This window comes from Enterobacter sp. CGMCC 5087 (genome assembly GCF_003144775.1).
Classification (GTDB): Bacteria; Pseudomonadota; Gammaproteobacteria; order Enterobacterales; family Enterobacteriaceae; genus Enterobacter; species Enterobacter cloacae_M.
Genome location: NZ_QFXN01000044.1, coordinates 1 through 26,338, shown reverse-complemented (window position 1 = coordinate 26,338; position 26,338 = coordinate 1). Strand labels below are relative to the sequence as shown.

General features: G+C 56.8%; 21 protein-coding genes and 1 pseudogene. 7 read left to right on the top strand and 15 right to left on the bottom strand.

Going from position 1 to position 26,338, the window contains the following annotated elements:
- Positions 1 to 310 precede the first annotated feature (310 nt).
- Together mfd and DEO48_RS04280 are read right to left on the bottom strand one after the other, a co-directional pair.
- Positions 311 to 3,757 (bottom strand): transcription-repair coupling factor, encoded by a 3,447-nt coding sequence (mfd, locus tag DEO48_RS04285; RefSeq protein ID WP_023311167.1) that lies wholly within the window; start codon positions 3,755 to 3,757, stop codon positions 311 to 313.
- A gap of 149 nt (positions 3,758 to 3,906) precedes the next feature.
- On the bottom strand, positions 3,907 to 4,980 hold the full coding sequence (locus tag DEO48_RS04280) for an acyltransferase family protein (protein WP_109844459.1): 1,074 nt from the start codon (positions 4,978 to 4,980) through the stop codon (positions 3,907 to 3,909).
- Between the two features lie 257 nt (positions 4,981 to 5,237).
- On the opposite strand from DEO48_RS04280, the gene lolC reads away from it, so the two are divergent.
- The 5 genes from lolC to cobB are packed head-to-tail and all read left to right on the top strand — an operon-like array spanning position 5,238 to position 10,176.
- Positions 5,238 to 6,437 carry a lipoprotein-releasing ABC transporter permease subunit LolC gene (gene lolC / locus DEO48_RS04275; protein ID WP_032668182.1) on the top strand — a complete coding sequence of 400 codons (1,200 nt, stop codon included), beginning with the start codon at positions 5,238 to 5,240 and terminating at the stop codon, positions 6,435 to 6,437.
- The gene (gene lolD / locus DEO48_RS04270; protein WP_109844458.1) at positions 6,430 to 7,131 is read left to right on the top strand and encodes a lipoprotein-releasing ABC transporter ATP-binding protein LolD; all 702 of its coding nucleotides are present in this window, start codon (positions 6,430 to 6,432) and stop codon (positions 7,129 to 7,131) included. The genes lolC and lolD overlap by 8 nt, the downstream gene beginning before the upstream one ends.
- Positions 7,131 to 8,375: a lipoprotein-releasing ABC transporter permease subunit LolE gene (gene lolE / locus DEO48_RS04265; protein WP_109844457.1), complete on the top strand. Its 1,245-nt coding sequence runs from the start codon at positions 7,131 to 7,133 to the stop codon at positions 8,373 to 8,375. The genes lolD and lolE overlap by 1 nt, the downstream gene beginning before the upstream one ends.
- 53 nt (positions 8,376 to 8,428) lie before the next feature.
- Entirely contained in the window at positions 8,429 to 9,340 is a 912-nt protein-coding gene (nagK, locus tag DEO48_RS04260; protein ID WP_048979230.1) for an N-acetylglucosamine kinase, read from the top strand.
- A gap of 14 nt (positions 9,341 to 9,354) precedes the next feature.
- Positions 9,355 to 10,176 carry a Sir2 family NAD+-dependent deacetylase gene (gene cobB, locus DEO48_RS04255; RefSeq protein WP_045357033.1) on the top strand — a complete coding sequence of 274 codons (822 nt, stop codon included), beginning with the start codon at positions 9,355 to 9,357 and terminating at the stop codon, positions 10,174 to 10,176.
- Positions 10,177 to 10,221: 45 nt separating this feature from the next.
- Here the strand turns inward: cobB and DEO48_RS04250 are convergent, their stop codons facing one another.
- Positions 10,222 to 12,153: a methyl-accepting chemotaxis protein gene (locus DEO48_RS04250; protein ID WP_109844456.1), complete on the bottom strand. Its 1,932-nt coding sequence runs from the start codon at positions 12,151 to 12,153 to the stop codon at positions 10,222 to 10,224.
- Positions 12,154 to 12,389: 236 nt separating this feature from the next.
- Between DEO48_RS04250 and DEO48_RS04245 the strand changes: the two genes are divergently transcribed.
- Positions 12,390 to 13,619, top strand: coding sequence for an EAL and HDOD domain-containing protein (locus DEO48_RS04245; RefSeq protein WP_109844455.1), 1,230 nt, complete (start codon positions 12,390 to 12,392; stop codon positions 13,617 to 13,619).
- Between the two features lie 46 nt (positions 13,620 to 13,665).
- On the opposite strand, the gene potD is transcribed toward DEO48_RS04245, so the two are convergent.
- From potD to potA, 4 genes are read right to left on the bottom strand one after another with little or no spacing between them, the layout of a single operon-like run.
- Positions 13,666 to 14,700 (bottom strand): spermidine/putrescine ABC transporter substrate-binding protein PotD, encoded by a 1,035-nt coding sequence (potD, locus tag DEO48_RS04240; RefSeq protein ID WP_023311175.1) that lies wholly within the window; start codon positions 14,698 to 14,700, stop codon positions 13,666 to 13,668.
- The gene (potC, locus tag DEO48_RS04235; protein WP_033145228.1) at positions 14,697 to 15,488 is read right to left on the bottom strand and encodes a spermidine/putrescine ABC transporter permease PotC; all 792 of its coding nucleotides are present in this window, start codon (positions 15,486 to 15,488) and stop codon (positions 14,697 to 14,699) included. Before potC ends, potD begins: the two co-directional genes overlap by 4 nt.
- The gene (gene potB / locus DEO48_RS04230; protein ID WP_096151223.1) at positions 15,485 to 16,342 is read right to left on the bottom strand and encodes a spermidine/putrescine ABC transporter permease PotB; all 858 of its coding nucleotides are present in this window, start codon (positions 16,340 to 16,342) and stop codon (positions 15,485 to 15,487) included. Before potB ends, potC begins: the two co-directional genes overlap by 4 nt.
- Positions 16,326 to 17,474, bottom strand: a complete 1,149-nt coding sequence (gene potA, locus DEO48_RS04225) for a spermidine/putrescine ABC transporter ATP-binding protein PotA (RefSeq protein WP_181366962.1) — start codon at positions 17,472 to 17,474, stop codon at positions 16,326 to 16,328. The genes potB and potA overlap by 17 nt, the downstream gene beginning before the upstream one ends.
- A 237-nt stretch (positions 17,475 to 17,711) precedes the next feature.
- Here potA and pepT point away from each other — a divergent pair, with 237 nt between their 5' ends.
- Positions 17,712 to 18,935, top strand: coding sequence for a peptidase T (pepT, locus tag DEO48_RS04220; RefSeq protein ID WP_109844453.1), 1,224 nt, complete (start codon positions 17,712 to 17,714; stop codon positions 18,933 to 18,935).
- Between the two features lie 89 nt (positions 18,936 to 19,024).
- Here the strand turns inward: pepT and DEO48_RS04215 are convergent, their stop codons facing one another.
- From DEO48_RS04215 to DEO48_RS27080, 8 genes and pseudogenes are all read right to left on the bottom strand, one after another.
- Positions 19,025 to 20,146 carry a cupin domain-containing protein gene (locus DEO48_RS04215; protein WP_109844452.1) on the bottom strand — a complete coding sequence of 374 codons (1,122 nt, stop codon included), beginning with the start codon at positions 20,144 to 20,146 and terminating at the stop codon, positions 19,025 to 19,027.
- 92 nt (positions 20,147 to 20,238) lie between these two features.
- Positions 20,239 to 21,702 (bottom strand): two-component system sensor histidine kinase PhoQ, encoded by a 1,464-nt coding sequence (phoQ, locus tag DEO48_RS04210; RefSeq protein ID WP_023311181.1) that lies wholly within the window; start codon positions 21,700 to 21,702, stop codon positions 20,239 to 20,241.
- A complete protein-coding gene (gene phoP / locus DEO48_RS04205; RefSeq protein ID WP_028019015.1) occupies positions 21,703 to 22,374 on the bottom strand; it encodes a two-component system response regulator PhoP in 672 nt (223 codons plus the stop codon). It lies immediately after the preceding gene.
- A 123-nt stretch (positions 22,375 to 22,497) separates the two neighbouring features.
- The gene (gene purB, locus DEO48_RS04200) at positions 22,498 to 23,868 is read right to left on the bottom strand and encodes an adenylosuccinate lyase (protein ID WP_109844451.1); all 1,371 of its coding nucleotides are present in this window, start codon (positions 23,866 to 23,868) and stop codon (positions 22,498 to 22,500) included.
- 19 nt (positions 23,869 to 23,887) lie between these two features.
- Complete coding sequence (gene hflD / locus DEO48_RS04195) at positions 23,888 to 24,517, bottom strand: high frequency lysogenization protein HflD (protein WP_023311236.1); 630 nt, start codon at positions 24,515 to 24,517, stop codon at positions 23,888 to 23,890.
- A gap of 26 nt (positions 24,518 to 24,543) precedes the next feature.
- Entirely contained in the window at positions 24,544 to 25,656 is a 1,113-nt protein-coding gene (gene mnmA / locus DEO48_RS04190; RefSeq protein WP_032657963.1) for a tRNA 2-thiouridine(34) synthase MnmA, read from the bottom strand.
- 40 nt (positions 25,657 to 25,696) lie between these two features.
- A complete protein-coding gene (locus tag DEO48_RS04185) occupies positions 25,697 to 26,170 on the bottom strand; it encodes an NUDIX hydrolase (RefSeq protein ID WP_109844450.1) in 474 nt (157 codons plus the stop codon).
- A gap of 9 nt (positions 26,171 to 26,179) precedes the next feature.
- Positions 26,180 to 26,338: pseudogene (locus DEO48_RS27080) on the bottom strand (23S rRNA pseudouridylate synthase); the annotation flags it as partial.

The following is a 26,338-nucleotide window of genomic DNA, read 5'->3' as shown; positions in this document are numbered from 1 at the left end:
TGACCTGTGAACGTGCCAGGGTGGCTCAGTCGCCACCACCCTGGCGACCCGGGCTCCCGGCGGTAAATCGCCGCTACGCGGTACCTTCGGCTTATTCCTTCCGGCTTTTCGGGGACGGGCGGAGGTAACATCCCTGTAAAGCCCGCCCTCTCGGCGCATCCCTGCGCCTCGCCCCGGCCTGCAGGAAACGCCTCAGCGATTTACAGCCGGACCAGGGTGTCGCTGTAAGCTATTCATTTTCCGGAAGCAACTTTTATCGCTTCCGGTTAATAAACTACATGAAATTCCTCAGTTAAGAGGGGAATGGAGGTCAGGCGATCGCGTTCTCTTCCAGCTGGCGCATAAAGTTACGCACCCAGTCCATACGGGTTTTGCGCTCCGTTAGTTCCTGGGTAAATTTCAGACGGGTTGGACCATCCAGACGGAAATGCTGCGGCTGTTTTTGCAGCAGGCCGATCAGCCACATCGGGTTGACGTGATTCTTCTCGGCGAATTCAATCACGCCGCCTTTTTCATTGCCTTCGAGCTTGCGGATCCCCAGCTTTTGCGCCTGCTGGCGCAGCCTCGCGATATCCAGCAAATTTCTCGCCGGATCGGGCAGCAGGCCAAAGCGGTCAATCAGCTCCACCTTAATCTCTTCCAGCTCGTTCTCCTTCTTCGCGCTGGCGATGCGCTTGTAGAACGAGAGACGGGTATTCACGTCCGGAATAAAATCGTCCGGCAGCAGGGAAGGCATACGCAGCTCGACCTCGGTCTGCTGGCTGGTGAGATCTTCCAGCGACGGCTCGCGTCCGGCCTTCAGGGCATCAACCGCGTTTTCCAGCAGCTCCATATAGAGCGAGAAGCCGATGGTCTCCATGGAGCCGCTCTGGTCTTCACCCAGCAGCTCGCCGGCACCGCGGATCTCGAGATCGTGCGTGGCCAGCGCAAAGCCTGCGCCGAGGTCTTCCAGCGAGGCGATGGCTTCCAGACGCTTTTGCGCGTCGGTGGTCATCGCTTTCGGATGCGGCGTCAGCAGCCAGGCGTAGGCCTGATGGTGCGAACGCCCGACGCGGCCGCGCAGCTGGTGAAGCTGCGCCAGGCCAAAGTGGTCCGCACGCTCAATGATGATGGTGTTTGCCGTCGGAATGTCGATCCCGGTTTCAATGATGGTGGTACACACCAGCACGTTAAAGCGCTGGTGGTGGAAGTCGTTCATTACCCGTTCCAGCTCGCGCTCGCGCATCTGCCCGTGACCGATGGCGATGCGCGCTTCCGGCACCAGCTCCGCCAGCCTGTCCGCCGCTTTCTGGATGTTTTCCACGTCGTTGTAGAGGTAGTAGACCTGCCCTCCGCGAAGCACCTCACGCAGAATGGCCTCACGCACCACCAGATTATCGTACTCGCGGACGAAGGTTTTCACCGCCAGACGGCGCGCCGGCGGCGTGGCAATAATCGACAGATCGCGCATGCCGCTCATCGCCATGTTGAGTGTTCGCGGGATTGGCGTTGCGGTCAGGGTGAGGATATCGACGTCGGCGCGCATCGCTTTGATGCGTTCTTTATGACGCACCCCGAAGCGGTGCTCTTCGTCGACGATCAGCAGCCCCAGATCTTTCCACTTCACATCGCTTTGCAGCAGCTTGTGGGTGCCGATCAGAATATCGATTTTGCCTTCGCTTGCCTGTTCGAGGATCTGCGTCTGTTCTTTGGTGCTGCGAAAACGCGAGAGCATCTCGATACGTACCGGCCAGTTGGCGAAACGGTCGCGGAAGTTGTCGAAGTGCTGCTGTGCGAGCAGGGTGGTCGGCACCAGCACCGCCACCTGCTTGTTGTTTTCGACCGCAAGGAAGGCGGCGCGCATTGCCACTTCGGTTTTACCGAAGCCGACGTCGCCGCAGACTAAGCGGTCCATTGCCAGCGGCTGGCACATGTCGCTCAGCACGGCGTTGATGGCCTGGGCCTGATCCGGCGTGGTTTCAAACGGGAAGCTGTCGCAGAACAGCTGGTACTGTTCTTTATCATGCTTAAAGGCAAAGCCCTGTTTGGCCGCGCGCTGGGCGTAGATATCCAGCAGCTCGGCAGCCACGTCGCGCACTTTTTCCGCCGCTTTCTGGCGCGCGCGCGCCCAGGCGTCGCCGCCCAGCTTGTGCAGCGGCGCATTCTCTTCGGCGCCGCCCGCGTAGCGGCTGATCAGATGCAGGGACGACACCGGAACATACAGTTTGGCGTCGTTAGCGTAGGTGAGCATCAGGTATTCACCTTTGATGCCGCCCGCTTCCAGCGTGGTCATCCCCTGATAGCGCCCAACGCCGTGTTCCAGGTGAACAATCGGCTGGCCCGGGTGCAGCTCGGCAAGGTTACGGATCAGCGTGTCCGGGTTGATGGTCCGACGGCTGTCCTGACGGCGGCGCGCGACGCGCTCGCCCAGCAGGTCGCTTTCGCAAATCAGCGCCAGGTTGTTGAGCGTGTCGATGAACCCGTGCTCGGCGGCGCCAATCATCAGATAACGACCGTTTCCGGTCGCTTCGCTCAGGCGCAGGATGCGCTTCGGCGCCACCTTAATGCGTCCCAGCAGCTCACCTAACGCTTCACGGCGGCCTTCACTCTCAACGGAGAACACCACCGGGCCGGTGAAGGACTCCAGGAACTTGCGCAGATTATCCAGCGGGGATTTCTGCTGCGCCTGAACGGCCAGGTCCGGCAGCGTCCGGAAGGCGAGGTTGGTATTGGCGGCCTTATCGGCAAGCGAATCGGTTTTCAGCTGCATGCGCGGCCAGCGCTTCAGCTCGGCGTTGAGCTCGTCGGTGCGCAGCCACAGCGCTTCCGGCGGCAGCAGTGGACGCATTGGGTCAACGCCACGGTTTTCAAAGCGGGCGCGGGTTTCGCTCTCAAAGCGGCTGGCGCTGGCGTCGATATCCCCGGTGTTGACAATCAGCGTATTCGCCGGGAAGTAGCTGAACAGGGCAGGCAGCGGCTCGTTGAAGAACAGCGGCTGCCAGTATTCGATCCCGGCAGGAAGCGTGCCTTTACTGACCTGCTGATAAATATGTTCCGCGTCGCGCTTCACCTCGAACTTATCGCGCCACTGGCTGCGGAACAGCTCGATAGCGGTTTTGTCCGTGGGGAACTCATGCGCGGGCAGTAAATTGATGGACTCCACCTCTTCCAGCGTGCGCTGCGTGTCGGCGTCGAATACGCGCAGGCTGTCGATTTCATCATCAAAGAAATCCAGACGATACGGCTGGTCGCTGCCCATCGGGTAAAGGTCGAGCAGCGCGCCGCGGGTGGCGTATTCCCCGTGCTCCATCACCTGGTCGACGTGGCGATAGCCGGCACCGTCAAGCTGCGCGCGCAGGGCATCACGGGAGAGGCGCTGGCCTTTTTTCATCACCAGCGCGTGACCGTGCAGATAGCTGTGCGGACAGACGCGCTGCATCAGGGTGTTCACCGGCACAATCAGCACGCCGCGCTGCATGGTCGGCAGCTGATAGAGCGTCGACAGGCGCGAGGAGATGATCTCCTGATGCGGAGAGAAGCTGTCATACGGCAGCGTCTCCCAGTCGGCCAGGCTGAACACCAGGCTATCGGTGAACTGGCGAATTTCATCGTGCAGGCGCAGGGCGTTTTGCATATCCGGGGCAACCAGAATCACCGGGCCTGGATGACGCTCGGCGATTTCCGCCACCAGCGTGGCGCACGCCGCGCCCGTGAGTTCACCCAGCTGGCGCTGGTCGCCCGCTTTGACAGGCAAGGAATAACGATAGTGTTCAGGCATGGCTATGTCAGAGTCTCTTATGGATATACCAACAGTATTGGGGCATATCACTGATACGCAATGTCTTTATTATCCTCGATCGTTTTACATAAGCAAATCGTAACCGCACGGCAGGGCTAAACGCCCCCAAAACGGGGGCGGAGAGGGCATTAACGCGTTGAAGGTGACAGGGTCAGCGTAGACGGAGGAGAGAAGAAAACATCCCCAAAAAGCGCGGTGGAGATCTTACGCACCCCGAGCCCGGCAAGGGTACAGATAAGCAGGCTGGCAAACGGGTAGACCAGCACCAGGGTGAGCTCTGCCCAGACCGGCCACGAGGCGGCATTCATTTCGCCAATCAGGAACAGGCTAAAGGCCTCAATCAGGATACGGTGGGTGGTATAAATCGCAATGGTATTTGAGCCAATCACGTTCAGCAGATTGTTCGGGTGAACGGCATAGCGCTGCTCAAGGCTGTAGAACAGCTTCATGATCAGCACAATCGACAGCAATGAGAGCAGCAGCGGAACGTTAGCAAACCACAGCACCACGGAGACGGCGGCGAAAGCCCCGGTTGCCAGCCAGATGCGGCGCAGGTTGACGCTTTTCATCCACGCCATCAGCTCTGCGCCATACCACGCCCCGAGGCTGTAGTAGATCATGTTGCGTACCACGCTGTTCATCCCCCACCACGGCAGCGGCAGGAAGTTAATCGCGATGCTTGCCAGCGCCAGCAGTCCCAGTACCGGCAGCTTCCAGCGGCTCAGCAGTTTACACAGCGTGAAGTAGACCACCAGAGCATACAGATACCACAGGCTGGTGCTGGCGGTGATCATCCCCAGCACAAAGCCTGAGAACGAGTCGGCGTAGGCCGCGTTCGACGAGGTGGCAAGCTCACGCTCGGGCGCCAGCCAGGCGTTCAGGTGGGTCAACGCCTGCCATTGCAGGAGGCCCCATAGCGCCAGGACCCAGAGAATGCTCCAGATCCGTTTATCGAGACTGGTTCGCCAGTCCACTTCGTCAATATAACGACGGATCAGATAGCCGGAGATAAAGAAGAAGACCGGCATACGAAACGGTGCGAGATAGAGGTTAAAATAGACCCAGCATTTGGCGAGAAGGCCGGAGAGCGGGTGCTGTAGCCCGATCAGATGCGGATAAAACGTGATAACCGAATGATAGATAACCACCAGGCAGATACACAGCCCTTTTATCTGGTTAATCCATAATGCTTTTTGCTTCATTGTTCGCCACTACCTTAATTGCCATAAACGAACGAGCAATTGTTGTAAAACGACACCAGGATGTAATGGGTAACAGTCTGTATCAGGAGGTTTTTCGGAAAAGGTGGAGGTTGCGAGGTGAGTATTCAGACAATAGCACCCTGATTTATCTGAATTTTTCGGAAAAATGATTACCAAAGCTTACTGTTTCAGTCATTTACGCTTAACGGATTCGCTTATATACTCGTGGGTCTGCTATCAGCAAACAGACGGATTTCATGTATCAACCTGTCGCACTCTTCATAGGCTTACGTTACATGCGTGGGCGCGCCGCGGACCGCTTCGGTCGCTTTGTCTCCTGGCTTTCGACTATTGGCATTACGCTTGGCGTGATGGCACTGGTGACGGTGCTTTCCGTCATGAATGGCTTTGAGCGCGAGCTGCAAAACAACATCCTGGGGCTGATGCCGCAGGCCGTTCTTTCATCATCCAACGGTTCGGTTAACCCGCAACAGCTGCCGGAAAGCGCGGCGAAGTTACAGGGCGTCACGCGCGTAGCGCCGTTGACGACCGGTGACGTGGTGCTGCAAAGCGCCCGCAGCGTGGCGGTCGGCGTGATGCTGGGTATTGACCCGGCGCAAAACGATCCGCTGACGCCGTATCTGGTTAACGTGAAGCAGACCGATCTGGAAGCCGGAAAATACAACGTGATTCTGGGTGAACAGCTTGCCGGCCAGCTTGGCGTCAACCGTGGCGATCAGCTGCGCGTGATGGTCCCTTCTGCCAGCCAGTTTACGCCGATGGGGCGCCTGCCAAGCCAGCGCCTGTTCAACGTAATTGGTACCTTTGCCGCCAACAGCGAAGTCGATGGCTACCAGATGCTGGTTAACATCCAGGACGCGTCACGCCTGATGCGCTACCCGGCCGGAAATATCACCGGCTGGCGCCTGTGGCTTGACGCGCCGCTGAAGGTGGATACCCTCAGCCAGCAAAAACTGCCGGACGGCACCAAATGGCAGGACTGGCGCGAGCGTAAAGGCGAGCTATTCCAGGCCGTGAGGATGGAGAAAAACATGATGGGGCTGCTGCTGAGCCTGATCGTCGCCGTGGCGGCATTTAACATCATCACCTCGCTGGGGCTGATGGTGATGGAGAAGCAGGGCGAGGTCGCTATCCTGCAAACCCAGGGGCTGACGCCGCGCCAGATCATGGCCGTGTTTATGGTGCAGGGGGCCAGCGCAGGCATCATCGGCGCGCTGCTCGGTGCCGTGCTGGGGGCACTGCTTGCCAGCCAGCTCAACAACTTAATGCCGATCATCGGCGCCCTGCTCGACGGCGCGGCGCTGCCGGTGGCTATCGAGCCGCTGCAGGTGGTCGGTATTGCTCTGGCCGCGATGGCCATTGCGCTGCTTTCTACGCTTTATCCTTCCTGGCGCGCTGCCGCCACTCAACCCGCTGAGGCTTTACGTTATGAATAAGATCCTGTTGCAATGCGACAACCTGTCCAAACGCTATCAGGAAGGCACTGTGCAAACCGACGTGCTGCACAATGTGAGCTTCAGCGTGGGCGAAGGCGAGATGATGGCGATTGTTGGCAGCTCCGGCTCGGGCAAAAGTACGCTGCTGCATCTGCTGGGCGGGCTGGATACGCCAACCGAGGGCGACGTGATTTTCTCCGGCCAGCCGATGAGCAAAATGTCCTCCGCGGCGAAGGCCGAGCTGCGCAACCGCGAGCTGGGCTTTATCTACCAGTTCCACCACCTGCTGCCGGATTTCACGGCGCTGGAAAACGTCGCGATGCCGCTGCTGATTGGTAAAAAGAAACCGTCAGAAATTAACGCTCGCGCCAGCGACATGCTGAAAGCGGTAGGCCTGGGCCATCGCGGTAACCATCGTCCCTCTGAGCTTTCCGGCGGCGAGCGCCAGCGCGTGGCGATTGCCCGCGCGCTGGTCAACAACCCGCGTCTGGTGCTGGCGGATGAGCCTACCGGTAACCTGGATGCCCGCAATGCGGACAGTATTTTCCAGCTTCTGGGCGAGCTGAACGCCTCGCAGGGCACCGCGTTTCTGGTCGTAACCCACGATCTGCAGCTGGCAAAACGCATGGGGCGTCAGCTTGAGATGCGCGACGGCCATCTGAACGCGGAACTGACCCTGATGGGAGCAGAGTAATGGCGTCACCGTTATCGTTACTTATCGGTTTACGTTTTAGCCGCGGCCGCCGTCGCGGCGGCATGGTGTCGCTGATCTCCGTCATCTCGACCATCGGTATTGCGCTCGGTGTGGCGGTGCTGATTGTGGGCTTGAGCGCCATGAACGGCTTTGAGCGCGAGCTGAATAACCGCATTCTGGCAGTGGTGCCGCACGGGGAGATCGAGCCGGTTAACCAGCCGTGGAAGAACTGGAGCGATGCGCTCACCAAAGTCGAAAAAGTGCCGGGCATTGCCGCGGCCGCGCCCTACATTAACTTTACCGGGTTGGTGGAGAGTGGGGTCAACCTGCGCGCCATACAGGTGAAAGGGGTTAACCCTGCCCAGGAAGCGCGTCTCAGCGCGCTGCCAAACTATGTGCAGAACGGCGCGTGGGCCAACTTTAAGGCCGGCGAGCAGCAGATCATCATGGGTAAAGGCGTGGCCGATGCCCTGAAGGTGAAGCAGGGCGACTGGGTGTCCATCATGATCCCGAACGCCAGCGCCGACCACAAGCTGCAGCAGCCTAAGCGCGTGCGCCTGCATGTCACCGGTATTCTTCAGCTGAGCGGTCAGCTCGATCACAGCTTTGCGATGGTGCCGATGGAAGATGCGCGCCAGTATCTCGATATGGGCGACAGCGTGACGGGCATTGCCATCAAGGTGAACGACGTCTTTAACGCCAACAAGCTGGTTCGCGACGCGGGCAGCGTGACCAATAACTATGTCTACATCAAGAGCTGGATCGGCACTTACGGGTATATGTACCGTGATATCCAGATGATCCGCGCCATCATGTATCTGGCGATGGTGCTGGTAATTGGTGTGGCGTGCTTTAATATCGTCTCCACGCTGGTGATGGCGGTCAAGGACAAGAGCGGCGACATCGCCGTGCTGCGTACGCTGGGGGCGAAAGACGGTCTTATTCGCGCCATCTTCGTCTGGTACGGTTTGCTGGCGGGTCTGTTCGGCAGCCTGTGCGGCGTAGTGATTGGCGTGGTGGTTTCCCTGCAGCTGACGCCGATTATCAACGGGATCGAAAAGCTTATTGGTCACCAGTTCCTGTCGGGTGATATCTACTTTATTGACTTCCTGCCGTCTGAACTGCACTGGCTGGACGTTTTTTATGTGCTGGTTACAGCACTTTTACTGAGTCTGCTGGCAAGCTGGTATCCGGCGCGTCGCGCAAGCCGAATTGATCCGGCGAGGGTATTAAGTGGCCAGTAATTACGTCATGATCTAGCGGCTTTCGGGCCGCCAGGTTAAAAGAGGAATGCGTTATGTATTACGGATTTGATATTGGCGGCACCAAGATTGCGCTCGGCGTGTTTGATAAAGATCTCAAACTACAGTGGGAAACCCGCGTTCCCACGCCGCGCGAAAGCTACGACGAATTTTTAACCGCGATTGCCGCGCTGGTGGCGCAGGCCGATGAACGCTTTGGCGTGAAAGGCAGCGTCGGCATCGGCATTCCGGGTATGCCTGAAACCGACGACGGCACGCTGTATGCCGCCAACGTGCCTGCCGCCAGCGGTAAACCGCTGCGCGCCGATCTCTCTGCTCTCCTTGAACGCGACGTGCGTTTAGACAATGATGCTAACTGCTTTGCGCTCTCCGAAGCCTGGGACGATGAGTTCCGCCAATATCCGCTGGTGATGGGGCTGATCCTCGGTACCGGCGTCGGCGGGGGGATTGTGATCAACGGTAAGCCAATCACCGGGCGCAGCTACATCACCGGCGAGTTTGGCCATATCCGTCTGCCGGTCGACGCGCTGGAAGTGGTGGGGCGTGATTTTCCGCTGACCCGCTGCGGCTGCGGCCAGCACGGCTGTATTGAGAACTACCTCTCCGGTCGCGGGTTTGCATGGCTTTACGAACACTTCTATCATCAGAAACTTGAGGCCCCTCAAATCATTACCCTGTGGGAGCAAGGGGATGCGCAGGCGCGCGAGCACGTCGAGCGCTATCTGGATCTGCTGGCGGTGTGTCTGGGAAATATTCTCACCATCGTCGATCCGGATCTGCTGGTGATCGGGGGAGGGCTGTCAAACTTTACCGCGATTACGGAACGGTTGTCCGGGCGTTTGCCCCGACATTTATTGCCGGTTGCCCGCGTGCCGCGTATTGAACGCGCGCGACACGGGGACGCAGGAGGCATGCGCGGAGCCGCATTCCTTCATCTCACCGATTAGTTTACGAGGTTTCTATGCTGTCGCGTCGCCAGGGTCGACTCAGCCGTTTTCGCAAAAACAAACGCCGCTTGCGTGAGCGCTTGCGCCAGCGGATCTTTTTCAGAGACAGAATGATGCCAGAAGCGATGGATAAACCCAGAGTGGTGGTGCTGACCGGAGCGGGGATCTCCGCCGAGTCAGGAATTCGAACCTTCCGTGCGGCGGACGGGCTGTGGGAAGAGCACCGCGTGGAGGATGTGGCCACGCCGGAAGGCTTTGCCCGCGATCCGGATCTCGTCCAGGCGTTTTACAACGCCCGCCGCCGTCAGCTTCAGCAGCCTGAAGTCGCGCCGAATGCGGCGCATATGGCGCTGGCGAAGCTGGAAGAGGCGCTGGGCGATCGTTTTCTGCTGGTGACGCAGAATATCGACAACCTGCACGAGCGGGCCGGTAACAAGAACATCATCCACATGCACGGCGAGCTGCTCAAGGTTCGCTGCGCCTGGAGCGGTCAGGTGCTGGACTGGCAAGAGGACGTGCTGCCTGAGGATAAGTGCCACTGCTGCCAGTTCCCGTCGCGCCTGCGTCCGCACGTGGTCTGGTTCGGTGAAATGCCGCTGGGAATGGATGATATCTACAGCGCGCTGGCGATGGCCGACGTATTTATCGCCATCGGCACATCCGGTCATGTTTACCCGGCGGCGGGGTTTGTCCACGAAGCGCGACTGCACGGCGCGCATACGGTAGAACTCAATCTTGAGCCAAGCCAGGTGGGCAGCGAGTTTGAAGAGAAACACTACGGTCTGGCAAGCACGGTCGTCCCGGAGTTTGTCGACAAGCTGCTGAAAGGGCTGTAACGGCAATCGCGTGAAAAGGCACCCGTCCAGCGAGTGCCTTTTTATTTATGAATGGAAGAACGCCAGCGTCTTCTCGAGCGATTTAGCCTGCTCATCCAGCGAGAGCGCCGCCGCAGAGATCTGCTGAACCAGAGAGGCGTTCTGCTGGGTCGTGCTGTCCATCTGGTTAACGGCGGTGCTGACCTGGCTAATCCCGCGATTTTGCTCATCCAGCGCCTGAACGATATCGTTGATGACCAGATGAACATGCGATACCGCTTCAATCACCTGTTTCATCATCACCCCGGTTTCATTGACCAGCTCAACGCCTTTGCTCACGCGCCCTGAGGACTCGGCAATCAGCTGAGAGATCTCTTTTGCCGCGTTAGCGCTTCGCTGGGCAAGATTGCGGACTTCCCCTGCGACGACCGCGAAACCGCGCCCCTGTTCGCCTGCCCGTGCCGCTTCAACGGCAGCATTTAGCGCCAGGATATTGGTCTGGAAGGCGATGCCATCGACAATGGTGTTAATCTCGCCGATCTTACGCGCGCTTTCATCAATTTCCCCAATCACCACAACCACGTCGTTCACCAGTGTTTCGCCATGCCCGGCGAGGCTCGCGGCGCGATCGGTCAGCGTGGTCGCCTTGTGGGCGTTGTCGGCGTTATTCTTCACCGTGACCGAAATTTCTTCCATGCTGGCTGCCGTTTCAACAATCGCAGCCGCCTGTTCCTCGGTTCGCGAGGCGAGGTCAAGGTTGCCCGCCGAAATTTCGCTGGTGCCGCCGTGCACGGAGTGGCTGGCTTCGCTGATATTGTCGACGATGCGCTTGAGCTGCATCTGCATGGTGTGCAGGGCATAAAAAATGCTGTGAGTATCTCCGGAACGCACCGGGATGGTGTTGTTCAGATCTCCCCGGGCAACGGCCAGGGCGATCCCGGCGGCTTCCGAAGGTTCGCCCCCAACCGGACGGTCAACCTTACGGGTGAAGATCTGTGCCATGACCAGGCTAACCGCCACGATGCTTAACACCATCATGATGATGGCTTTCAGTAAAAATGCGCGCGCTTCGGCCATCACTTCGCTGACCGGCGTGATAATGGCGAGTTTCCACGGCGTCTGGCTATTACCGACGGCGATGTCCTGCCAGGTGATGAACACGTCCTCCTTCAGCAGCGGATCGTTTACTCGGGTGACGTCATGGCCGGCAATCTGACCGGCGTAAGGCTTGCCCGCCGCGCGTTTGTCCGGGCTGGACACCACGTTATTAGCTGCGGAGAGGAGCAGGGCATAGCCCGTGCCGTTCCACGGTTTAATCGCGCCGATCGTCGATTGCAGCGTGGCGAGGGAGAAGTCAGAGGTGACCGAACCCAGAAACTGACCGTCGCGCATGATGGGGGCGGCAATCGAGGTGAGCATCACGTCCACGCCGTTGTAGGGATAGATATAGGGTTCGATGATCACATCTTTATGGCGTTGTTTCGGCAGCAGATAATAATCGCCGCTGCCGGGCGTTTCGATGTCCGTCAGCAGGTGTAATGCCGGTTTGCCGTTGGCGTCCCGGTCAACGTAGCGGGCGTAGCGCCCGGCAGGATCTTCACCGCTTTGACCGGCCCAGACGGCATCTTTATCGTCGAACGCGTTAGGCTCAAAGGCCATCGACATGGAGAGAAACTGTGGGTGAGCCGAAAGGTAGTGGATGAGCAGCTGGTTCAGGCTCTGGCGCTCGGATACGCCAGCCTCGCGCAGCGCCAGGGCGCTGTTGCCCATGTCCCGGGCGGCAGTCAGGGCAGAATCCAGCTGTTTGCTGACCTGCAACGCTTGCACCTCGGCAATCTGGCGGATATGTTTTTTGGCCAGAACCTCTTGCTGCGCCATCCATTGCCACATCATAAACCCGATCGTTGCCGTAAAGCCCACCGTCACGGTGAGGAAAATGGACAATAGCATCAACGTCTTGACTCTTATTTTTTTTCTTCGGACCATGGCGTCTTTCATTCTCATCTCCCGTAATGTTGTGCATGTCGAGCAGGCACATATTCCTTATCGGATATTTTCTCCTCTTTCTGTAGAGCGTCAGGAATATTTAATTTAAATTTTGTTTCGTAAATCCAGTTAATTAGTGTGGATGCTTTTATTTTGTGCATTCAATCAAAATAGTGCTCGATAAAGCTCGTTATCGTCGTGTAGAAAGAGGATGCTAATAAATATAAAGTTGTAGAGGAGGATGGGATATGTACGGATTTATTGCGCGACAACCCATTTTTAACCCTGAGATGAAGACGGTGGCCTACGAGCTGCTCTTCAGAGATGGGATGACAAACCGTTTTCCGGATGTGTCGGCAGAATATGCCACCTCCAGGATGATTTCAGATCAGTTTTTATGCGTGCCGTCCCAGCGCATCGCCGGGGCACATACGTCGTTTATTAATTTCCCGTCGCGAATGGTCATAGACCGCAGTGGAGAAGCGCTGGATAAAGAAAGCGTGGTCATTGAGATCCTGGAAGATGCTGTGCCGGGAGCGGAGCTGTTGCAGGCTGTCAGGGAGATGAGTGCGGATGGTTATCAGTTTGCGCTTGATGATTTCACGCTTGCGCCAGAATGGGATGTTTTTTTACCCTATATTTCAATACTGAAGTTTGACGTCAGGAATTATACCTTAGCGCAAATTAAACAGTATCTGAAAGAGCGTAAACATTTAACCGGGCATATTAAATATCTCGCTGAAAAAATTGAGACTAAAGAGGAATTCAGCGAATACAGGGGAGAGGGATTCTCGCTGTTCCAGGGCTATTTTTTCTGCCGTCCGGAGGTCATTAAATATAAACGGCTATCGCAAAATCAGCTGGCGATTTTTCGGCTGCAAATGGAGGTCGGACGCAATAAACCCGATTTTCGGATCGTCGAGTCGTTGATTAAAACCGATCTCACGCTGTCCTATAAGATTATGCGCTACATGAAGCACACCGCATTTAAACATATCGGTGCCTGTAATTTCAGCAAGTTAACCCTGAGCGAAGTCCTCAGATACCTCGGGGAAAACCAGCTGAGACGGTTTGTTGCGGTCGTGGTCCTCGCCAGTGCGGGCAATGACACCGTCAGCGAGCTTTACCCGCTGAGCATGATGCGCGGCAAGTTCTGCGAACTGATCGCCGAGACGATGAACGAACCGACGCTGGCTGAAAATGCCTTCATGTGCGGCCTGTTTTCTCTGCTCGATACCCTCCTTGAGCTGCCGATGGCCGAGTTGATGAAGCAAATTGCGGTCCCGCAGAGCGTGAGCAATGCCCTGTGCCACCAGGAGGGACGGTTAGCTGATATGGTGAGCCTGTGCCGATACTATGAACAGCAGCAGTGGGACGAGGCGACCCGGGTTCGTCAGGCTCTGGGTCTGACGGATGAGGATGTGGTTGAGGCGATGAGAAAGGCGACAATCTGGGCAGGGGAGAATGCGGTCAGTTAATCCTCCTCACGCCGTACGGGCGGCGTGAGGAAGAACGCGATACCGTTTATCGGCCCGCTTTTAATTTCTGGTAATACTCTTCGTACAGGCGGCTGGCGTCACCGACATCGTTCTGCCATTCACCCTTGCTGATGGTTTCGGCATCGGGATAGAGCGATTTATCGTTAGCCACTTCAGGCTTCAGCAGCTTGCGTGCGGCGAGGTTTGGCGTCGGGTAGCCAATCGTCTCGGCAACCTGTTTCGCCACGTCCGGGCGCAGCAGGAAGTTAATCAGCTTGTGCGCCCCTTCAGCGTTTTTCGCGTTGGCGGGGATCGCAAGGCTGTCCATCCAGAAGATCCCGCCTTCTTTCGGCCAGACCACCTCAAGCGGCGTACCGGCCTGGCGGGCGACATACGCGGAGCCGTTCCACACCATCCCCAGGTTCACTTCGCCTTCCATATACGGATTTGCCGGGTTATCAGAGTTGAACGCCGCCACGTTAGGCATCAGCTTTTTCAGCTCGTTATACGCCGCTTCAATCTCTTTCGGATCCGTCGTGTTGCCCGAGTAGCCCAGCTTGCGCAGCGCGACCTGGAACACTTCACGCGCGTCGTCGGTTAACAGCAGGCTACCCTTGTACTCTGGTTTCCAGAGATCGGCCCAGCTTGTCACCGTTTTTGGATCGACGGCCTCGCTGTTCACGCCGATCGCGGTTGCCCCCCAGATATACGGAATGGAGTAGTCGTTATTCGGGTCGAACGGCTTGTTGAGCATCTCCGGATCGAGGTTTGCAAAATTGGTTAGCTTCGTTTTGTCGATCTTCTGGATCATGCCCTCTTTGCGCATTTTGTCGACAAAGTAGGTGGAAGGCACGACCAGATCGTACGCGCCGTCTTTGTAGGTTTTCAGCTTGGCGTACATGGTTTCATTCGACTCGTAGGTCGAGTAAATAACCTTGATGCCCGTTTCCTTTGTGAACTGTTCCAGCAGGCCCGGCGGCACGTATTCGGTCCAGTTGTAGAAGTAGAGCGTTTTGCTGTCATCAGCGTGCGCGGCACCCATGCCAAGCACCAGCGCCGCAGCGGCGAGCATTTTTTTCATTTCATTGTCCCCTGAGATTTTGTTTTATCACGAGCAATAACCTGGCTGGCAATCACCAGAACCAGCGAAAACACCAGCAGAATGGTCGCCAGCGCGTTCACCTCCGGTGAGACGCCGACTTTCACCATTGAATAGATCTTCAACGGCAGAATTTCATAGCTCGGACCGGTGACGAAGGAGGACACGACCACGTCATCCATCGACAGGGTGAAGCTAAGTAGCCATCCGGCCGCCACGGCGGGCATCGCCAGCGGCAGGATGATTTTGCGCAGGATGGTCATCTCGCTGGCACCCAAATCTTTCGCCGCCTCCAGCATGCGCACGTCGAACCCTTTCAGGCGCGCGAAAACGGTCACCACCACAAACGGCAGGCAGAAGGTGATGTGCGAGAACAGCAGTGACCAGAAGCCAAGCTGTACGCCCAGCAGCATAAACAGCACCAGCAGCGAAATGGCCATCACGATGTCCGGCGACATCATCACCACAAACAGCATGCCGCTGACGAACGGTTTGCCACGAAAGCGATAGCGGTAGAGCGCCACGGCGGTGAGCGAGCCAATCAGCGTCGCGAAGGTGGCGGAGAAGATCGCCATCGTCAGCGAGTGCTGCGCGGCCTGCAGGAGGCTGTCGTTGTTCATCAGCAGGCTGTACCAGCTGGTGGTAAAGCCCTGCCAGTTAATCCCGAAGCGTGAGCTGTTAAACGAGTTCACGATCAAAATAACGATCGGGATATAGAGATAGGCATAAATGGCGGTCATAAAACCGCCGCGAAGCAGTCGACCGATCATTCGAGTTCCACCTTTTTATTCAGCAAGCGTGAGGCGCGCCAGTAGACCAGCAGCATCAGGCCCATGATCACCGTCAGCGTAATGCTCGTCGCGGATCCGAACGGCCAGTCGCGAATGTTGAGGAACTGGCTCTTGATCACGTTACCGATCAGCAGGTTTTTCGCGCCGCCCATCAGATCCGACACGTAGAACAACCCCATCGCCGGGAGCATTACCAGCAGACAGCCCGCGATAATGCCGGGCATGGTCAGCGGGATAATAATGCGGATGAAGGTCTGCAGCTTATTAGCGCCCAGATCTTTTGCCGCCTCCAGCAGCGGTTTATCCAGCTTCTCGATGCTGGAGTAGAGCGGCATCACCATAAACGGCAGCAGGATATAGACCAGGCCGACAATCACCGCGCTCGGAGTAAACATGATGCGGATCGGCGTATCAATCACTCCCAGCCACAGAAGAAATTCATTGAGATAGCCTTTAGTGCTAAGGAAGATCTTCAGCCCGTAGATGCGGATTAACGAGTTGGTCCAGAAGGGAACAATCAGTAAAAACAGCAGCAGGGGCCGCACCTTTTGCGGCAGGCCCGCGAGGAACCATGCGAAAGGATACCCCAGCACCAGACAGGCAAGGGTGGCAATCAGCGCCATGTTGAGCGAGTGCAGCAGCACGTCTAAATAGAGCGGATCGAGCAGGCGCGCGTAGTTGTCAAGCGTAAAGACCAGCGAAACGAAGCTAGCGTCGTCGCGGGTCAGAAAGCTGGTGGCAACGATCATCAGGTTGGGCAAAAAGACAAACAGCACAAGCCAACCGACGATCGTGGCAATCACCACATTCTGGAATTTACTTGTGTTCTTCATCAGCCAGCACAACCTCCCAGCTTTCAACCCAGTTGATAACCATTTTCTGGTCGAGAGAGTGGTCGAAGTCAGGATCGTCTTCGTTAAAGAACTCGCTGACCATCACCATTTTTCCGTTCTCCAGCTCGACAACGGACTCCAGCGTCATCCCTTTGTAGTTGCGCTCGCGGATATAGCCAATCAACCCTTCGGCCTCGGTATTGCCGTGAATTTCATCGACGCGCAGATCTTCCGGGCGCAGCAGAACGTTGAGTTTTTGTCCCTTTTCGACGGGGAAAGTCACCGTGATATTGCACTCGCGTCCTTCAACGCTGGCGCGCACGCGCTGGTCGTCCAGACGCTCAATCACCGTGGCGTCGAAGATATTGATCTCGCCAATGAAGCTGGCGACAAACAGATTCTTCGGCTCTTCGTAGATTTCGCGCGGCGTGCCGTCCTGCTCGATTTTGCCGTCGCGCATCACCACGATGCGGTCGGACATGGTCAGGGCTTCTTCCTGATCGTGGGTGACGAAGACAAAGGTAATGCCGAGCTTGCGCTGCAGGGCTTTAAGCTCGTTCTGCATCTGCTTGCGCAGCTTGTAATCCAGCGCGGAGAGGGATTCATCCAGCAGGAGCAGGCGCGGCTTGTTGACCACGGCGCGGGCGATGGCCACGCGCTGCTGCTGGCCGCCGGAAAGCTGATGGGGTTTACGCTGGGCAAACGTCTCAAGCTGCACCATGCGCAGGGCGTCGATGACGCGCGGTTCGATCTCGTTCGCCGGCGTTTTTTGCATCCGCAGGCCAAACGCCACGTTTTCAAACACGGTCATGTGCGGGAACAGGGCGTAGCTCTGAAAGACGGTATTGACGTGGCGATCTTCGGCAGGAACCCGGGTGATGTCCTGGTTTTCAAGATGGATGTGGCCGTTATCGACGCTTTCCAGCCCGGCGATAAGGCGCAGAACGGTTGTTTTGCCGCAGCCCGAGGGGCCAAGCAGCGTCAGAAACTCACCGTCATTGATGGTCAGAGTGAGGTCGGAAATAACGTCTTTACCATCAAAACTTTTACGAATTCGTTCCAGTTGCACCAGCGGTGAACGTGAACGGGATTGTGTATTCAATTTTTGCGCTGTCCCATATAGACGCCTCAGGCAGCAGACTGAAGCGGGGTTTGTGTGTAACCACCTTGGTGACTCGTAATGAGGGCGGACATTCTACGGCAATCCCCTGCGAACGCCAAACCTTGTCACTGATTCATAAGCTACATTTACTAACGCATAACCATATAAACGGAAAATATTCTCGTTTGCGGGATAAAAGTGACCTGACGCAATATTTGCGTTTTGATGCTTATTGATAATGTTGTCACAAAAAGTGAGGGTGACTGCATGGATAAATTACTTGAGCGTTTTTTACAGTACGTTTCGCTGGATACCCAATCTAAGCCGGGTGTTCGCCAGGTGCCCAGCACCGAAGGCCAGTGGAAGTTATTAAACCTGCTTAAAGAGCAGCTTGACGCCATGGGGCTGGTCAACGTCACGTTAAGCGAAAAAGGCACTGTGATGGCAACGCTGCCGGCGAATGTCCAGGGTGATATTCCGGCGATTGGCTTTATCTCCCATGTCGACACCTCTCCGGATTTTAGCGGTAAACATGTGAACCCGCAGATTGTGGAAAATTACCGCGGCGGCGACATTGCGCTGGGCATTGGTGACGAAGTGCTCTCGCCGGTGATGTTCCCGGTACTGCACCAGCTGCTGGGCCAGACGCTGATCACCACCGACGGGAAGACGCTGCTGGGGGCGGATGACAAGGCGGGTATCGCGGAAATTATGACCGCGCTGTCGGTGCTGAAGGGCAAAAACATCCCGCACGGGGATATCCGCGTGGCCTTTACGCCGGACGAAGAGGTGGGAAAGGGCGCAAAACATTTCGACGTGGAAGCCTTTAACGCGCAATGGGCCTATACCGTCGACGGCGGCGGCGTCGGTGAACTGGAGTATGAAAACTTCAATGCCGCGTCTGTTACCATCAAAATTGTCGGCAACAACGTTCATCCCGGCTCGGCGAAAGGCGTCATGGTGAACGCGCTGTCGCTGGCGTCGCGAATTCATGCAGAAGTCCCGGCGGAAGAGAGCCCTGAACAGACCGAAGGGTATGAAGGTTTCTATCACCTGACCAGCATCAAAGGCACCGTAGATAGCGCGCAGATGCACTACATCATCCGCGATTTCGACCGCAAAGCCTTTGAGGCGCGCAAGCGCAAGATGATGGAGATCGCGAAGAAGGTCGGTAAAGGGTTACACCCTGATTGCTATATTGAGCTGATCATTGAAGACAGCTATTACAACATGCGCGAGAGGGTGATGGCGCATCCGCATATTCTCGATATCGCCCAGCAGGCGATGCGCGACTGCGATATTGAACCGCAGCTGAAGCCGATTCGCGGCGGCACCGACGGTTCTCAGCTGTCGTTTATGGGGCTGCCGTGCCCGAACCTGTTTACCGGTGGCTACAACTACCATGGCAAGCATGAGTTTGTGACGCTGGAAGGGATGGAAAAAGCGGTGAAGGTGATAGTACGGATAGCGGAGTTGACGGCGAAGCGGTAAGAAAAAGCCCGGTGGCGCTACGCTTACCGAGCCTACGATCGGAATGTAGGCCGGGTAAGGCGAAGCCGCCACCCGGCAAATATCACGACTCAGTCCTCAAAGAACCAGTACCCGCTGTTGACCAGCGCGGCCAGCATCGCGAGGAAGGAAGGATCTTCCAGCGCATCGCCAAAGGTGTCGGCAGTGAGCACCAGATGGCTGGCAATGGCTTCCAGCGCCGGGCGGTGCGGAGAGTCCAGCTTCTCGCCGTTGACGAACACCTCTTCACCAATGCGCAGCACGCGCAACCCGCCCAGACGCGTCAGCTTATCGCCCTGCTGAAGTGCATCATAAATCTCGTCAGCCTGATACGGCGGCTCCGGCGGCGCAACGTCCAGCTCATGACGAGACTGGCTGATAAACTCACCAAACCACTGTTTGAAATGTTCCGGCTCGTTGATCAAATCCAGCATCATGCCGCGCAGCTTATCGAGTTCTTCTGGCAGAATATCCGCCGGATGCTCGCGCGCAGGCACATCAGGATCGCTGTAACGATAGCTGCCCAGCTCGCGCTGCAGAACATAGTCGGCAAATCCGCTGATCATCTCGCGGCCGCTCGGCGCGCGGAACCCCACGGAGTAGTTGAGTGAGTTTTCCAGGGAGTAGCCTTCGTGAGGGAATCCCGGCGGGATGTAGAGAATATCACCCGGCTCCAGCTCTTCGTCGAGAATCCCTTCAAACGGGTCAACCTGAAGCAGGTCAGGATGCGGGCAGTGCTGCTTCATCGGCACTTTTTCGCCCACGCGCCAGCGGCGGCGGCCCGTACCCTGAATGATGAACACGTCGTACTGGTCCAGATGCGGACCTACGCCGCCGCCAGGCACGGAGAAGGAGATCATCAGATCGTCCATGCGCCAGTCGGGCAGGACGCGGAACGGGCGCATTAAGGCGGCAGTCGGCTCGTGCCAGTGGTTGACCGCCTGTACCAGCAGCGACCAGTTGTTTTCACCGAGGTGATCGTAGCTTTCGAAAGGACCGTGGCTAACCTGCCATTTCCCGTCCTGGTGGCTGACCAGACGGCTGTCGACTTCGTTTTCCATGGCCAGACCTGCCAGCTCGTCAGGCGAGATAGGGTCGACAAAATTGCTGAATCCGCGTTTCAGAACCACCGGGCGTTTTTGCCAGTAACGTTCAATAAACTCGGGCCAGTTAAGCGTTAAGTGATAATCCATAATTTTTTTATTCCGCAGGCTCTTACTGACTCGGATTATAACGGAAGCTCAGCCCCCCGGCTGCGAGATCCTCGCATTTTTCACATAACGGGTTAACTATCGTTCAATGTGGGCTGCTGGCGACCAAAAATAACCTCCATTCTGGCGCCGCCCAGCAGGCTTTCACTGGTTTCTATTTTACCGTCGTACTGGTCGACAATCTCACGGGCGACAGCTAATCCTACGCCCTGGCCAGGACGTAGCGTATCGGCGCGCTGACCGCGATCGAACACCACGTCACGCTTATTGCGCGGGATGCCCGGACCATCATCCTCAACGATGATATGCAGTTCGGTTTCCGTCTGACGCGCTGACACTTCCACGAACTCCAGACAGTATTTGCAGGCGTTATCCAGCAGGTTACCCATCACCTCCATGAAATCATTTTTTTCACCCACAAAGCTTATCTCTGGCGAGATATCGAGGCTGATGTTCACCCCTTTACGCTGATACACCTTGTTGAGGGCGGACGTGAGGTTATCCAGAAGCGGGGCTACCGGGTGCAGCTCGCGGCTCAGAAGCGCGCTGCCGGAACGCATGCTGGCGCGGTGCAGGTAATAGCCAATTTGCTGGGAAATACGGCTGATCTGCTCCAGCATCACCGGCTCGGCATCATCGACGCTCAGCTTCGAACTGCGCATTGAACGCAGGGTACTTTGCATGACGGCCAGCGGAGTTTTCAGGCTGTGGGTCAGGTCGGTAAGGGTGGTACGGTATTTATCGTAGCGTTCGCGTTCACTTTTAAGCAGGCGGTTGAGGTTACGCACCAGGCTGGTGAGCTCACGGGTGGTTTCCGGGTTCAGCTTCTCGCGATGATGTTCTTCCAGCTCACGAACCTCTTTCGCCAGTGACTCAATGGGGCGCAAGCTCCACCACGCCGCTACCCACAGCAGCGGGATCACCAGCAGGAGATTCGCAGCCAGAACGTAGATGAACCAGCTCCAGACCATATAAGAACGCTTCAGCTCGACCGGAATGGTGTCGATCACCACGATGGTCAGCTGCGGCATGTTCAGCGTCGCCGGATAGAGGTTAATCGCGACGGAGTGCGTCATCTCCGTCTCGGCGTTGTCGGCGCGGATCTCGTTCAGCTTTTGCTGCAGGGAGCGATCTTCATGGATCAGCGAGCTGGTGGTGTTGAGATCGGCTTCAATTTCGTGAAATCCGTTGGTTTTGAGCCATTCCGGACGAATGCTTTTGACCAGCCAGGGAATATCACGCTGCGCCCACAGTAATTTCCCCTTTTCGTTATAAATCAGGGCCAGCGTCGGGCTCTGCTGGTTGAGGTTTTCCGGCATTTCGACGGTAATTTGATTGTTTTCCCACTTCGCCAGGGTATAAAACAGATTGCTTTCGCCACGTAACAGCCGAAAGGTGGTTTTATCAAAGCTGACGCTGTAGCCTACCAGGGCGACCATGCCGTAGGAGAGCGACAGCACCAGCACGACGGCGGCTGTTGCCAGTAAGAAACGAACCCGCAGCGAGAGGGGCAGTATGTGGCGTAAAATCCCTCTCATTTAGCGTAATTCGAACAGGTAGCCCTGGCCACGGACGGTGGTAATCACATCCTGCGGATACTGCGCCTGAATTTTCTTACGCAAACGTCCCATCAGCACGTCAATGGTATGGCTCTCGCGCAGTTCAGCATCAGGGTAAAGCTGGAGCATTAAGGAATCTTTGCTCACCACTTTGCCATTGTTACGGATCAGCGTCTCCATGATGGTGTATTCGAAGGCGGTGAGCTTGATCACTTCATCATTGATCGCTAACTCCCGACGGGAGAGATCGACCTGGAATGGCGGGATGGAAATAACCTGTGAAGCCAGCCCGCTGTTGCGGCGTAACAGCGCCTGCATGCGCGCCGCCACCTCTTCGATATGAAACGGTTTGGTGACGTAATCGTCTGCACCCGCGCTGAGCACTTCGACCTTATCCTGCCAGCCTTCACGGGCGGTCAGAACCAGAACCGGCAGGGAGACATCGTGGCTGCGCCAGCGGCGAATTAACGACAGACCGTCTTCGTCAGGCAGCCCTAAATCGACAATGGCGATATCCGGCAGGTGTTCATTGAGATAATAATCGGCTTCTTTTGCATCTTCAGCATCGTCCACCTGATGTCCCATCTCCTGAAGCTGAACCTTCAGGTGATGACGTAGCAATGCGTTATCCTCAACAACCAGTACGCGCATCATCTCTTCTCCCTAAATAATTGGTATGAATAGTTTAACGCTGATTATGTTGTTGTGGGGATAAACATTGAGTAAACCGGGGAAAAGCATCCCCCTTTTCGGGCGAAAAGGGGGAGAGGGGCGTTACTTCAGCTCGTCGACCATGGTGATGGCGCGGCCAATGTAGTTCGCCGGGGTCATCGCCTTCAGGCGCGTTTTCTCTTCTTCCGGCAGCGCCAGACCGTCGATAAACTGCTTCATGCCTTCGGCGTCAACGCGTTTTCCGCGGGTCAGCTCTTTCAGCTTCTCGTACGGTTTTTCGATACCGTAACGGCGCATCACGGTCTGGATTGGCTCCGCCAGCACTTCCCAGTTGTGGTCCAGCTCGTCCAGCAGACGGTCACGGTTCACTTCCAGTTTGCTCACGCCTTTCAGGGTAGACTGATACGCGATCAGCGCGTAGCCAATGCCCACGCCCAGGTTACGCAGTACGGTGGAGTCGGTCAGGTCGCGCTGCCAGCGGGATACCGGCAGTTTGCTCGCCATATGCTGCAGCACGGCATTCGCCAGTCCCAGGTTGCCTTCGGAGTTTTCGAAGTCGATTGGGTTCACTTTGTGCGGCATGGTGGAAGAGCCGATTTCACCGGCGATGGTTTTCTGCTTGAAGTGGTTCAGGGCGATGTAGCCCCACACGTCACGATCGAAGTCGATCATGATGGTGTTGAAGCGCGCGATGCAGTCAAACAGTTCGGCGATATAGTCGTGCGGCTCAATCTGCGTGGTGTACGGGTTCCACTGAATGCCCAGAGAGGTCACGAACTCTTCGCTGAACTGGTGCCAGTCCACTTCCGGGTAAGCGGCGATGTGGGCGTTATAGTTACCGACCGCGCCGTTGATTTTGCCGAGGATCTCAATCTGTTCCAGCTGACGGTACTGGCGCTCCATACGGTACGCGACGTTCGCCATCTCTTTACCCATCGTGGATGGGGTGGCTGGCTGGCCGTGGGTACGGGAGAGCAGCGGAATGTCGCGGTATTCCACGGACAGCGCTTTTACCGCGTCGATGATTTTACGCCAGTAAGGCAGCACCACTTCTTTGCGCGCGGTGGAGAGCATCAGCGCGTGAGACAGGTTATTGATGTCTTCAGAGGTACAGGCGAAGTGAATGAACTCAGACACGGCATGCAGCGCAGGGACGCTTTCCACTTTCTCTTTCAGGAAGTACTCAACCGCTTTCACATCGTGGTTGGTGGTGCGTTCGATGGTTTTAATGCGCGCGGCGTCTTGTTCGCTAAACTCGGCAACAATTTTATCAAGGTAATCGTTTGCCTTTTCGTCAAAAGCAGGAACTTCCTTGATTGCTGCCTGGGCGGCCAGCTTTTGCAGCCAGCGTACTTCAACCTGAACACGGAACTTCAGCAAACCATATTCGCTGAAGATCCCGCGCAGCGCGCTGACTTTATCGCCGTAGCGTCCATCGACAGGGGATACGGCGGTCAGTGAGGATAATTCCATAATTCGCAACTCCGGGAGGTTAACAATGAGCAAGAATTTGTTTTGCCTGAGTGGTCAGGCGATTACGAGAAAACATTAACTGCAGGCGGCCACCGCCAACCTGGTGCCACAGCACGGCGGCGCGGATCCCTGCCAGCAGGGACGCGCGCACTTTTGCCTGTACCTGCGGACTTTGCAGAACGGCAGGGGATCCTGTGACCTGAATACGCGGGCCCAGCGGGCTGATGACGTCAACATAAATGCCGGCCATAGCGCTCAGCAGCGTTTCCGACTGCAGGTCAAAATGATCGAGCTGACGCTGCAGCCCGGCAATGCGATCGCCCAGCGTATTCATTGCACCTTTTGCGGCGTTCAGCTTACGCTCCAGCACCATCAGGCTCAACGTGTAGCGGGTCAGCTCCGCGTTTAATCCCTGACGGCTGCTGGCGTTAAGCACGCCCAGCAGAGTTTCAAGACCGAGACGAAGATTGGTTTCACTGCCGCCGAACACGCCCAGGGTCGAGCCGGGGTTGAGATCGATAACGCTGTTCAGCGAAACGTGCAGGGCGTCAGCGTCGCAATGACCCTGATGCGCCAGCTGTTGCACCAGACGGGCTGACTGGCAAATTCCCGCCAGCGCCAGGGTGATGTCATAGTAGTTCTTCGCCACACGGTCTCCTTTATGTGTGAATCGTATTAAACAGCAGGCAGCGGCAGGCGCTGTTCAATGATCCCGCCGCCCAGACAGATTTCGCCGCTGTAGAAGACAGCAGACTGGCCCGGGGTGACGGCCGCGACCGGCTCGTCGAAACGCACGTCAATGCGATCGTCATCGAGCGCGGTAATGGTGCAAGGAATATCGGTCTGACGGTAGCGGGTTTTCACCGTGCAGCGCAGCGTGCCTTTCAGCGGCTCACGATCGACCCAGTGCAGCTGCTGCGCGATAAGTCCAACGGACATCAGACGCGGATGATCGTGTCCCTGGGCAACAACCAGAATATTGTTTTCGACGTCTTTGTCGACAACATACCATGGATCTTCGCTACCTTCTTTGGTCCCGCCAATACCCAGGCCTTTACGCTGGCCGAGCGTGTGGTACATCAGCCCCTGATGCTGGCCAATCTCTTCCCCGTCGACGGTGACAATTTTACCCGGCTGTGCAGGCAGGTAACGTCCCAGGAAATCGCGGAATTTGCGCTCGCCGATGAAGCAGATGCCGGTAGAGTCTTTTTTCTTCGCGGTGATCAGGTCCAGCTCTTCGGCGATTTTACGCACCTGCGGCTTTTCCAGCTCGCCGACCGGGAACAGGCTCTGGGCGATTTGCTCGTGGCTCAGCGTATAGAGGAAGTAGCTTTGATCTTTGTTGCCGTCCAGACCGCGCAGCAGCTGGCTTTTGCCATTCACGTCTGCACGGCGCACGTAGTGACCGGTCGCAATATAGTCTGCGCCCAAATCTTCCGCGGCGAATTCCAGGAAGGCCTTAAATTTGATCTCTTTGTTGCACAGAATATCCGGGTTCGGCGTGCGGCCCGCTTTGTACTCTTCGAGGAAGAGTTCAAAAACGTTATCCCAGTATTCTGCGGCAAAGTTAACGGTGTGCAGCTCAATGCCGAGCTTATCGCATACGGCCTGCGCGTCGGCGAGATCCGCTGCGGCGGTGCAGTATTCCTCGCCATCATCTTCCTCCCAGTTCTTCATGAACAGGCCCTCCACCTTATAGCCCTGTTGCTGTAACAGGTAGGCGGAAACGGAGGAATCGACACCGCCGGACATGCCGACGATCACTTTTTTCTGGCTGTTATCTGACATGGAATACTCACGACATTGAACTTCAAGGCGGCGTATTCTATCACGCCCCCCCACCATTGGCACCCTCTGTAAACGGCCAGTTAAATGCGCCGATAACATCCAGCGGCAGGCGTGCGCCTGACTGCCAGCAGCGAATGCTTTCCGCAACCAGCGGCGAGCGCAGGTTTGGCGCGTTCAGGATCTCGTCGGCAGTGACCCACAGACAGCGGTCGATATCGTCATCCTGCGGCTCTGTGGCGCACGTTTCGCTAAGCTCAACGGCGAATAAAAAGCGCAGGAAGGGCGTGTGGTCAGGTGCGATCCAGTGATGCATGCGGATGAGGTGCTGAGGCTCAGCGTGAATGCCGGTCTCTTCCCACAGCTCGCGTTTCGCTGCCTGCAGCAGTGTCTCATTGGCTTCAAGGTGTCCGGCAGGCTGGTTCCACAGCGCTTTGCCGTTAATGCTCTCTTCGACAACAAGGAATTTACCCCGGGCGTGGACCACGCAGGCAACCGTGACATGAGGTTTAAACATAGTGACTCCTTAAGGGGTAACGTCGCGCCATTCGCCGTTTGCCAGCGTTTCCAGGGTGTAGCTGCCCATGGCGTAGCGAATCAGACGCAGGGTAGGGAAGCCGACGTGTGCGGTCATGCGCCGAACCTGGCGGTTGCGGCCTTCATAAAGGGTTATTTTGAGCCAGCT

Excerpts from the sequence above, each read along its gene's own strand:
- DEO48_RS04280 (WP_109844459.1), bottom strand. The coding sequence starts at position 4,980 with ATGAAGCAAAAAGCATTATGGATTAACCAGATAAAAGGGCTGTGTATC.
- purB (WP_109844451.1), bottom strand. The coding sequence starts at position 23,868 with ATGGAATTATCCTCACTGACCGCCGTATCCCCTGTCGATGGACGCTAC.
- DEO48_RS04215 (WP_109844452.1), bottom strand. The coding sequence starts at position 20,146 with ATGGATTATCACTTAACGCTTAACTGGCCCGAGTTTATTGAACGTTAC.
- DEO48_RS04245 (WP_109844455.1), top strand. The coding sequence starts at position 12,390 with ATGTACGGATTTATTGCGCGACAACCCATTTTTAACCCTGAGATGAAG.
- cobB (WP_045357033.1), top strand. The coding sequence starts at position 9,355 with ATGCTGTCGCGTCGCCAGGGTCGACTCAGCCGTTTTCGCAAAAACAAA.
- DEO48_RS04250 (WP_109844456.1), bottom strand. The coding sequence starts at position 12,153 with ATGAAAGACGCCATGGTCCGAAGAAAAAAAATAAGAGTCAAGACGTTG.
- lolE (WP_109844457.1), top strand. The coding sequence starts at position 7,131 with ATGGCGTCACCGTTATCGTTACTTATCGGTTTACGTTTTAGCCGCGGC.
- DEO48_RS04185 (WP_109844450.1), bottom strand. The coding sequence starts at position 26,170 with ATGTTTAAACCTCATGTCACGGTTGCCTGCGTGGTCCACGCCCGGGGT.
- mnmA (WP_032657963.1), bottom strand. The coding sequence starts at position 25,656 with ATGTCAGATAACAGCCAGAAAAAAGTGATCGTCGGCATGTCCGGCGGT.
- lolC (WP_032668182.1), top strand. The coding sequence starts at position 5,238 with ATGTATCAACCTGTCGCACTCTTCATAGGCTTACGTTACATGCGTGGG.
- phoQ (WP_023311181.1), bottom strand. The coding sequence starts at position 21,702 with ATGAGAGGGATTTTACGCCACATACTGCCCCTCTCGCTGCGGGTTCGT.
- nagK (WP_048979230.1), top strand. The coding sequence starts at position 8,429 with ATGTATTACGGATTTGATATTGGCGGCACCAAGATTGCGCTCGGCGTG.
- pepT (WP_109844453.1), top strand. The coding sequence starts at position 17,712 with ATGGATAAATTACTTGAGCGTTTTTTACAGTACGTTTCGCTGGATACC.
- mfd (WP_023311167.1), bottom strand. The coding sequence starts at position 3,757 with ATGCCTGAACACTATCGTTATTCCTTGCCTGTCAAAGCGGGCGACCAG.
- phoP (WP_028019015.1), bottom strand. The coding sequence starts at position 22,374 with ATGCGCGTACTGGTTGTTGAGGATAACGCATTGCTACGTCATCACCTG.
- lolD (WP_109844458.1), top strand. The coding sequence starts at position 6,430 with ATGAATAAGATCCTGTTGCAATGCGACAACCTGTCCAAACGCTATCAG.
- potB (WP_096151223.1), bottom strand. The coding sequence starts at position 16,342 with ATGAAGAACACAAGTAAATTCCAGAATGTGGTGATTGCCACGATCGTC.
- potD (WP_023311175.1), bottom strand. The coding sequence starts at position 14,700 with ATGAAAAAAATGCTCGCCGCTGCGGCGCTGGTGCTTGGCATGGGTGCC.
- potC (WP_033145228.1), bottom strand. The coding sequence starts at position 15,488 with ATGATCGGTCGACTGCTTCGCGGCGGTTTTATGACCGCCATTTATGCC.